At 37.5% G+C, this 9,392-nt stretch carries 9 protein-coding genes; 2 read left to right on the forward strand and 7 right to left on the reverse strand.

The window, feature by feature from the left end:
• Positions 1-197: 197 nt before the first annotated feature.
• The 7 genes from ACQKN2_RS09090 to pepV all read right to left on the reverse strand — a co-directional run bounded on the left by ACQKN2_RS09090 (position 198) and on the right by pepV (position 6,597).
• Positions 198-1,061, reverse strand: a complete 864-nt coding sequence (locus tag ACQKN2_RS09090; RefSeq protein ID WP_427414685.1) for a YtnP family quorum-quenching lactonase — start codon at positions 1,059-1,061, stop codon at positions 198-200.
• A gap of 11 nt (positions 1,062-1,072) precedes the next feature.
• A complete protein-coding gene (gene trmB / locus ACQKN2_RS09095) occupies positions 1,073-1,720 on the reverse strand; it encodes a tRNA (guanosine(46)-N7)-methyltransferase TrmB (protein WP_427414686.1) in 648 nt (215 codons plus the stop codon).
• Between the two features lie 223 nt (positions 1,721-1,943).
• Entirely contained in the window at positions 1,944-2,876 is a 933-nt protein-coding gene (locus ACQKN2_RS09100; RefSeq protein WP_427414687.1) for a diacylglycerol/lipid kinase family protein, read from the reverse strand.
• Between the two features lie 3 nt (positions 2,877-2,879).
• A complete protein-coding gene (locus tag ACQKN2_RS09105; RefSeq protein WP_427414688.1) occupies positions 2,880-3,884 on the reverse strand; it encodes a nuclease-related domain-containing protein in 1,005 nt (334 codons plus the stop codon).
• Positions 3,885-3,970: 86 nt separating this feature from the next.
• A complete protein-coding gene (locus ACQKN2_RS09110; protein WP_427414689.1) occupies positions 3,971-4,162 on the reverse strand; it encodes a hypothetical protein in 192 nt (63 codons plus the stop codon).
• Between the two features lie 146 nt (positions 4,163-4,308).
• The gene (gene dat / locus ACQKN2_RS09115; RefSeq protein ID WP_427414690.1) at positions 4,309-5,163 is read right to left on the reverse strand and encodes a D-amino-acid transaminase; all 855 of its coding nucleotides are present in this window, start codon (positions 5,161-5,163) and stop codon (positions 4,309-4,311) included.
• 27 nt (positions 5,164-5,190) lie between these two features.
• Positions 5,191-6,597, reverse strand: coding sequence for a dipeptidase PepV (gene pepV / locus ACQKN2_RS09120; RefSeq protein ID WP_427414691.1), 1,407 nt, complete (start codon positions 6,595-6,597; stop codon positions 5,191-5,193).
• Between the two features lie 354 nt (positions 6,598-6,951).
• Between pepV and ACQKN2_RS09125 the strand changes: the two genes are divergently transcribed.
• Complete coding sequence (locus ACQKN2_RS09125; protein ID WP_049667439.1) at positions 6,952-7,173, forward strand: DeoR family transcriptional regulator; 222 nt, start codon at positions 6,952-6,954, stop codon at positions 7,171-7,173.
• A gap of 559 nt (positions 7,174-7,732) precedes the next feature.
• Positions 7,733-8,902: an MDR family MFS transporter gene (locus tag ACQKN2_RS09130; RefSeq protein WP_427414692.1), complete on the forward strand. Its 1,170-nt coding sequence runs from the start codon at positions 7,733-7,735 to the stop codon at positions 8,900-8,902.
• The last annotated feature ends 490 nt before the right edge of the window (positions 8,903-9,392 follow it).

The following is a 9,392-nucleotide window of genomic DNA, read 5'->3' on the forward strand; positions in this document are numbered from 1 at the left end:
CGCGAAAGCGAAGCGTCAGCGGCAAATGTTTTATCTGTGCGAAAGCGAAGCGGCAGCAACAAAGCGCCCGGTCGGAACGGAAATCAAACCCTAGTTTTGCCAAAGAACCATACTTTACCTTAATTTCATTGACTCAATACTTTTCTACACCGCAATAAAAAAACGCGCGAACACAAAAGGTTCACACGTTCTATTAATCAGAATGTAATAACAGCTTGTCTACTACGTTCTAGCTTATCTACAATTTCTTTACCTGTTTCATCCCATTTAATCATGCGGTAATACGCGTCATGGTAGAAGATAAAGCCGTAGCCATTCGCAAGTGCTTCTTTCATTATACGTTCCTTCGCATAGACACTCGTCATTGGATAGTCGTCATACGCTAAAACCCATAATGGATTTTGATGTGCATGTGTTGGCATAATATCTGCCATATGCAATAATACCTCGCCATTTTGAGTCAATTTTATAATAGCGTGTCCATCACTATGACCACCAGTATGAATCATTTCAATACCCGGCGCTACCTCTAACGTACCTTCATACGTTTCGATTAAGTGCTGAACTGGCTCCCAGTTTTCTTTCCAATACGTATTTTTCGAGCGAATATTTGGCTCACGCATTTCATCCCACTCAATTTTCGTTACAAAGATTTTTGCATTCGGGAATGTTGGTACAAGTACATCATCTTCCCATTGCGTTAAACCGCCAGCATGGTCAAAATGTAAATGCGTCATTAATACTACGTCAATATCAGCAGTTGTTAATCCTAGCTCCTGTAAGCTAGCCGCTAATGTTGACTCCTCAGTTACCCCAAAGTTTCGTAGCTGTTTTTCATTTAATTTGTTAAAGCCAACGCCTGTATCAACAATATAGTTTTTGCCACCATATTGAATTAAAATCGGCTCAGTTGGTAACTCGATTTGATTTTTTTCGTTGACTGGATATTTGCGTGCCCAAAGTGGTTTTGGTACAACGCCAAACATAGCACCGCCATCAAGGCAAGTGACACCCCCGTTTAGCCATGATAATGACATATTGTGAAACTTTAACTGATCCATCCATACTCCCCCTATTTAGTTAAAAATTGCGATTCTAGACGATAGATTGGCTGTCCTTTAGCTGAAAATTTCTGCTCATATTCAGTCATAACATTGTCCTCAGGCATATTCGCATGTAGGTCGAGTGATACATACTTAAGTAACATACCATATTCAGATATACTAGTTAATGAATACTCAAACAAACCACGGTTGTCCGTTTTAAAATGGATTTCCCCTTCATCCACTAAAATCGACTCATATAATTTCAAGAAATCCCCGTGTGTTAAACGTCGCTTAGCATGGCGCGTTTTTGGCCAAGGATCTGAGAAATTCAGATACACACGATCCACATCATTTTTTTCAAAGTATTTATATAAATCTGCGCCATTTACTTTTAATAGTCGTAAATTCGCTGGAGATTTAGCCTCTAAAATTTTTTCCAATGCACAAACAATTACACTGTCATAAAGCTCAATGCCAATATAATTTATATCCGGATTTTGTAAGGCCATACCTGTGACAAATTGCCCTTTCCCAGTACCTACTTCAATATGTAGTGGGTTGTCATTTCCGAAAACAGCCTGCCAATTTCCTTTAAAGTCTTCAGGATTTGGAACAATCACCTCTGGATTACTCGTAATCATTTCCTCCGCCCAAGGCTTATTTCTTAATCTCAATTTTCTTCCTCATTTCTTTCTCATGAAATTATTGATTTTTTATAGTATAACGTATTACCATAAAATTCGCATGAAATTATTGCGAAATGATATTTTTTGACTCATCACCATAACGCAGGATTGATTTCCGTGACGCTAATCCACAAGGAGTCGCCCAGCTGGAACGAAGATCAACTTTTATGCATAGCATACTTTATCAAATGTCATCCCCTGGACCATTTTTTCAATGTTCCTCTGATAATACCTGCCAAGAATCACGTTGCACTGTACAATGAATCCTCGTTCCCTCTTTAATTTCCCCAATATAGTTACCATCTGTATGACAATCAACGTCATTTCCGTGCACGAAAATGTTAAATTGATGGCCTTGCAAAAAAGTAATCTCTTTAAATTTTGTATGTTTTTCAAAAAATACAGTGACGAATACTAGTAACAATTTAAGTCGGGAAATACCGTGAACGATTGTAATTTCGATTTGTCCATCATCAGGTTTTGAAGATGGGGAAATTTTCATTCCTCCTCCGAAATAAGGTTGATTGCACATCGCAACAAACCATGCTTGCTGAAATTGCCATTCTTGATTGTTTGCTTGAATCTTTACATCAAAGCGTCTAAAGCTAAATAGTCCTCTAACAACAGCCACAGCATAGGATAGCTTACCGAGCCTTACTTTATTGAGGTAAAGCTTCAAGCGAGATGTATTAATACGTTTGGTGACAAATGCGTCAAAGCCCACGCCAGCATTATTGACAAAAATCTCATGCTGATGATTCCCAAACTGAAAGGCACCAACATCCATAGGGAGGTAAACCAGTTCATTTTGTATATAGCTTTCAATTTGAAAGGCATCCTTAAATGTTGTAAAGTACCGTGCGAAATCATTTCCAGAACCAGCACGAACTACACCAATAACTATAAATTTATTATGTACAACGCCACTAACAACCTCATGTATCGTGCCGTCACCGCCAACAATAACAATTAATTTTTTTGTTTGAGCATCTTGCGCCCAATTTTTTGCAAGCTCCTGCCCTTGTCCCTCATATTCTGTAAAGGCGACTTCATAGTTAATTGTTAAATGCTGTTGAAGATGATGCCAAACTTTTTTACCTTTACCGTGCCCAGCTACTTCATTCACAATAAATAATACTTTCATTACCTAATCCCCGGCTGGTTGAGACGATTGCTGCCAAATATCTCGATTAAAGGATGTTGTTTGTACATTGCTTAAAATCGTTTGAGAAGCACGAATTTGCATATGCTTCATAGGAGAGGAAACTTTCCTTAATTGCTCCATCCACTCTCCATAATTTCGACGATCAACAAATTGAATTCCGTAAGGTGATCCTGGATAATCGAAATAACCATTCTGTGTTAAAATAACCTTGCGAATCGGCACATTTATATTATCCTGCTTAAATAATTGAGTTAATACAGACTCCATACGATTTAAACTTATCATTGGATTCAGGACTTTTGAATTCTTCGTCCCTACTTTTTTTATCCAAAATCGCTCACTGCCTCCTACATAAACTGCTTGATTTTCCGCTTCTAGTACTGTTATACAAATACATTCTGTCGGTGACATTAGCACGACATCAAGCTCTATAGGTGCTTTTCTAATTTGTAAAATAGGATAATAAAAAAGCAAATAATTATCAGGTAATTTTTGTAACAAATTTCGCAACAAAGGATCACGCATAAAACGAGGATCTACATACGACTTTTCACGTAGTGTTGAACTTGCCCATTTCATTTGGAAATGGAAAAATTGATCGATAAACATTCGTTTTAATTCATGAACAGATTGTGGTGCATAGACAATTTTGGGTTCAAATGTTAAAGTCGTTTCTTCGTCCGGTATGCTATCTTCATCACTCACTAGTTCATTCGTTATTTCGATCTGTTCAATATCCTCATTTTCTTCCTTCTGACGACCTGAGAATATTTTTTTGAATAAAGAGAACCTTTCTTTTCCCTCAAAAGAATCATTTTCTGAATCGTCGTCGTTATGTTGCCACTCGCTAATTTCCTCTCCTAACTCCCACTGTCGCTTAACACGCTCCCATTGACTTTGCTTTAAGCGTACAAATTGTGTTGGATATCTTGCTAAATCAATTTGATAGCGTGAAATATAATCTTGTAATTTCACCAATTGTGCCATGTGTTTTGGTCACTCCAATCTTACTCGCCCTATATCTAATTTGCTAATTTCTCCACTCTTGCTTAGTAGGCAAATCAATCGCAATATCAATTACGCCTTGGCGTAATTGTCGCTTTCGCACAGAAAACCATTTGTTGCTGTCGCTTCGCTTTCGCACAGAAAACCATTTGTTGCTGTCGCTTCGCTTTCGCACAGAAAACCATTTGCTGTTGTCGCAAAATATTGCTAAATGAAGATAAATAGAAACAATTGCATACATTACATCGACATTTGCCCATTGAAATTAAATCCCGATAGCAATCATTCTACAACTGTAGTCATCGTTTTTTATTTTACATGACGTTTCAGGAGAAAACATCCATAATTTATTCTATAGAAAAAGAGAGCTACCCAAAGTTTAGGATAGCTCTCTTACAGAATTCATTTATTTCGCATTAATGGAAAGCGGTAATTTCGCCTCGAATGCTTGTTGTAATTTACGAGTCCATTCACCTGGAACTCCAGCACCAATTTTGTTACCATCTACATCGATAACAGGTGTTACTTCAGAAGATACAGATGACACAATGATCTCACTCATTGTTAATAAATCAGCCTTTGTCATTGGTTCTTCAATAACAGGTAAATTAATTTCCTCAGCACATTTTAAAATAACTTGGCGTGTAATACCGTTTAAAATGAAGTTATTTGCAGGGTGTGTATAAAGCTTACCATCTTTAATGCCGTAAACATTTGCTGATGAACATTCTGTTACGATGTCACCGCGATGTAAAATAGCTTCATAGCAACCTTTTTCAGATGCTTCCTGTTTTGCCATTACAGCACCTAATAAGTTTAAAGATTTAATATCACAGCGTAACCAGCGAATATCCTCTACCAAGGTAGCCTTAACACCTTTTTCAAAATTTTCATATGAACGCTCTCCAACTTTTACATTCCCTGTTAATACAGCTGGAACACTTGCATCTGGGAAAACATGATTACGAGAAGTTGTACCACGTGTGATTTGGAAGTAAACATGACCTGTTTCCAAATTATTTTTTTCAATAAGTTCATGTAATAATTTGTGTAATACGTCTTTAGTATAAGGAATGACAAGACGAATTTTTTCGGCACTTGCATAGAAACGATCAATGTGTTCTTGTGCTGTGAACATATTTCCGTTATATACTTTTATTACTTCATAAATGCCGTCACCAAATTGGTAACCTCTGTCTTCTGGAGAGACTGCAATAGATCCTTCTTCAACGATTTGATCATTCCATAATGAATATGCCATGTTTCGTTCATCCTTTTCATCTTTAATTTATTTGTTTCCTGCAAGTTCAACAATTGCTTCAGCATAAATAGCTGTTGCTTTTATGAGATTTTCAATGACGACAAACTCATCCGCACGATGCGCTACGTCAGGCTCACCTGGGAACAACATGCCAAATGCTACACCTTTTTTCATGACACGTGCATACGTACCACCACCAGTGGACAGTAAAGGCGTTTCATAATCTCCGGTTTGACGTCTATAGATATCTGCTAAAGTCTGGATAAATGCATCGTCCTCGCTTACATAATGAGGTTTAGAGTCATCTTGAATATCCAATGAAAATCCTTTTGCCGCAGTTAAGCGTTGTGCTTCCGTGATTTTTTCATCAAACGGATATGTGACAGAATAGCGCATACTAATGACCATACTGCCACCTTTAGCCACATCGTAGGTTACAATACCTGGATTTAATGTAGTTTTACCAGACATTTCATCCTCGAATTGTAAATCAAGCTTGTTGCCATAATGGTCTTGATAAAAAACATCTGCGGTAAAGTCAACAAATTGTTTACTTGCCTCTGTCGTCAACTCTTGTTGTAAAAATGCTGTAAGATAAACAGCTGCATTGACACCTTTTTCCGGCTCCATTGCATGGGCTGCCTTACCTTTGATAGTTATTATATAGCGAGAACCCTCCATTAATAAAGAGCCTTCTAGCTGATTTTTGCTTAAAAATGCGTGAAAATTCTGTTCGAATTGCGGGGACACAAATTGCACTGTTGCTTTTGCAAAATCTGGTACCATATTTGGTCGCTTTCCAGCATTAAATAGTAATAGCTGTTCTTTCGAAGCATCGCCTGTTTTATTTTGAGAGAACACTAGCTCTGCAATGCCCTTTTCAGCATTGATGAGCGGGAAATCCGCATCTGGTGCAAATCCAATCGTCGGCATTTCCTCATGTTTAAAATAGTGGTCGACACAGCGGAAGCCAGTTTCTTCATCCGTACCGATTATCATACGGACTCTTTTATTAAGCTCAATGCCTGCATCTTTGACAAGTTTCATGGCCATCCATGCTGCAATTGTTGGGCCTTTATCATCTATTGCACCACGAGCAAATAGCTTTCCATCTGCTACAGTGCCGCTAAAAGGTGGGTATGTCCAATTTGTTTCATCACCAACTGGTACCACGTCAACATGACATAAAATACCTAATAAATCATCACCTTCACCCATCTGTATGTGACCTGCATAATTATCAATATTTTTAGTTTGCAAACCTTCAGCTTGGCCCTTTGATAATAACCATTCAAGAGCCTTTAATGGACCATCACCAAAAGGTACTTCAGTAGTGATCGTATTCTCATCGAGAACACTATTAATTTGCACAAGCTCCTGTAAATCTTGTATCAATTCATCTTGTCTTTCTTTTGCAGCTTGTAACCAATCCATATGATGTACCTCCTCTAAAGTAATAACATTATTCTACTCTTTACAACATAAATTACAATCATCTTTCTGACAACTTTTCAAAATCTTACTTCGAAAACTACCACATATAGCACGTTTTTCACTTATTCCCACAAAATACAGTAAAAATTTTATGTCTTAATTGTAAATTCCTCTTGCATTCACTAGAAAACTGACTTGTTTTTCTATATAATGAACTTATCAGATAATTTTTCTGAATATAAAATTAGAAAAGGGGATGTCTAAGGCAGCTACTTATTAGCCTAAGTGCACTCCGCACATATTGTCGTCCGCTAGTCTTTGCCAAGAGAATTAAGATGAAGGAGTGGTTCATTTATGAAACCAACTACTGATCGAATGCTTAATCGTATTAAAGATGTGTACATGTTTATTTTAGACAAAGGAACCGTGTCTACACAGGATTTAGTCGAAGAGTTTAGTATCACTCCTCGCACCGTTCAAAGAGATTTGAACGTGTTAGCCTTTAACGATTTGGTGATGAGTCCAAGTCGAGGCAAATGGACAACGACGAAGAAAAAAGTAAAATTGACTTCTTAGTTTTTACGTGTAACGCGTAAAGCATTTTGTATTGGAAAAGAATGACCTTTCGTCGTGGTCATTCTTTTTTTGTTTTCTACTTTTTTGATTCCCACACAATTTATCAAGCTACCAAGCAAATACTCACAAAATATCGCGATTACTTTTAGTAAAATTTTCCTCTAATGATAAATATTCATTATCTCATCATAAAAGTTGAGGATGACATTTGTTAAAAAGTATGCCATGTAGGGTGGACAGAGGGACGAAGGCTAAAAACATCACGTCCTGTGACAACGCCTTCGTGACCAACCTCGGTGCGGCTGCCGCTTCGTTTGCACTTCGCTTTCGCGCAAAGAACATCTGTTGGACCAAACGGCTCATCGGACGCCCCAGGAAAGCGCCCAGTCCGAACGGAAATCAACCTCACATTGTGATGAGTTTATGCAAAGCATTCCTCCCCTATAGATTCATGCAAAACATGTTTTTCTCGGCGTTATCTCCAATTTTTTGACTATTTACAATTGCTTAACAATCCGTTAAAATCGAAACATTCTACATTGTGAAAGGATGATTTTCTATGAAAATCCCTAAACTATTTCATCCTCTAGTTTGGATCATTTTAGGCGGAACTATTTTCACACGCATAGCAAGTTTTATGGCAATGCCCTTTTTAGCCATTTACTTACATAATGAAATTGAAGCATCCCCATTACAAATAGGGTTGACGATTGGTATTGCACCGTTAATCTCCACTGTCGGAGGATTCTTTGGTGGTTATTTAACTGACCGATTTGGCAGGAAGAGCATCATTTTACTTACTATTGTTGTTTGGAGCATTGTGTTCTTTGGCTTTGCAACAGCTCATACGGTTTGGTTCTTCGTAGCATTGAATGCCCTAAATGGCTTATGTCGCTCCTTCTTTGAACCCTCGACACAGGCATTAATGATTGATTTTACTCCTGCCGAAAAACGAAAAAGATTGTTCTCACTTCGTTATACAGCAATTAACATAGCGGCTGTCATCGGTCCTGTTATTGGTGTTTATATATCTCAATTGTCTAGCCCAAGTATTCCATTTATGCTGACAGGAATTATGTATATTATTTATGCTGTATTTTTATTTTTCGTTTTAAATCGCTATGAAATGCAGCAACCAAAAGCTTCAACACCTACAAAAATACTTCAAACCTTCACGATACTTTTGACGAATCGTGTACTTCTAAGCTTTATTTTTGGAGCAATTTTAATAAATATTGGTTACTCTCAATTTGATTCAACATTACCACAAATCATTGAACTTAAAATCGAAGATGGTGCCAAGCTCTATTCTGTACTAATCTCACTAAATGCATCAGTTGTATTATTACTACAATTACCTATTAGTATACTTTCAGAACGTTTTTCATCGACAACTACTCTATTAGTAGGGATTCTGTTCTTCGCGTTTGGTCTTTTATTATTCGGCTTCTCAAATAACTATCCACTATATATAATTGCTATGATTATATTCACGATTGGTGAAATTTTCGCCTTTCCGACTATGAGTATCTTGATTGATGAAATTGCACCTGATACACAAAAGGGAGTCTATTTAGGAGCAGCTCAATTTAAAAATTTAGGAGGCTTTATTGGCCCAATTATTGGCGGGTGGCTGTTAACACATTACATGGATGCAATGTTTTCAGTTATCGCTGTTCTTGTTTTATGCAGTTGTATATTTTATAGATCAAAACTTAAGCCACAATAGGGATAAAGTGAAACTTTAATCAGTGGGGGCTTTTTATCCCCACTGATTATTAGTCTTCACCAATCGGGTTTTTACGGGCAGTTAGCCTCCTACCTAATTTCTTTGCTCTCATTACGTTTTGAAGTGGGAGTACTTGACGCTTCGCTTCAGTAAGACAACTTACTGCCCGTTAATACGGGATAAAGTGAAACTTTAATCAGTGGGGGTTCTTTTTCCCCACTGATTATTAGTCTTCACCAATCGGGTTTTTACGGGCAGTTAGCCTTCTATCTAATTTCTTTGCTCTCAATTACGTTTTGAAGTGGGAGTACTTGACGCTTCGTTTTTAGTAAGATAACTTACTGCCCGTTAATACGGGATAAAGTGAAACTTTAATCAGTGGGGGTTCTTTATCCCCACTGATTATTAGTCTTCACCAATCGGGTTTTTACGGGCAGTTAGCCTTCTATCTAATTTCTTTGCTCTCAATTACGTTTTGAAGTGGGAGGTA

Source organism: Lysinibacillus sp. NPDC093688, assembly GCF_050280145.1.
GTDB classification, from domain to species: Bacteria; Bacillota; Bacilli; order Bacillales_A; family Planococcaceae; genus Lysinibacillus; species Lysinibacillus xylanilyticus_B.

Bases quoted from the DNA above. Each gene is read 5' to 3' on its own strand.
- ACQKN2_RS09090 (WP_427414685.1), bottom strand. From the start codon at position 1,061: ATGGATCAGTTAAAGTTTCACAATATGTCATTATCATGGCTAAACGGG.
- ACQKN2_RS09100 (WP_427414687.1), bottom strand. From the start codon at position 2,876: ATGAAAGTATTATTTATTGTGAATGAAGTAGCTGGGCACGGTAAAGGT.
- ACQKN2_RS09105 (WP_427414688.1), bottom strand. From the start codon at position 3,884: ATGGCACAATTGGTGAAATTACAAGATTATATTTCACGCTATCAAATT.
- ACQKN2_RS09110 (WP_427414689.1), bottom strand. From the start codon at position 4,162: ATGGGCAAATGTCGATGTAATGTATGCAATTGTTTCTATTTATCTTCA.
- dat (WP_427414690.1), bottom strand. From the start codon at position 5,163: ATGGCATATTCATTATGGAATGATCAAATCGTTGAAGAAGGATCTATT.
- pepV (WP_427414691.1), bottom strand. From the start codon at position 6,597: ATGGATTGGTTACAAGCTGCAAAAGAAAGACAAGATGAATTGATACAA.
- ACQKN2_RS09125 (WP_049667439.1), top strand. From the start codon at position 6,952: ATGAAACCAACTACTGATCGAATGCTTAATCGTATTAAAGATGTGTAC.
- ACQKN2_RS09130 (WP_427414692.1), top strand. From the start codon at position 7,733: ATGAAAATCCCTAAACTATTTCATCCTCTAGTTTGGATCATTTTAGGC.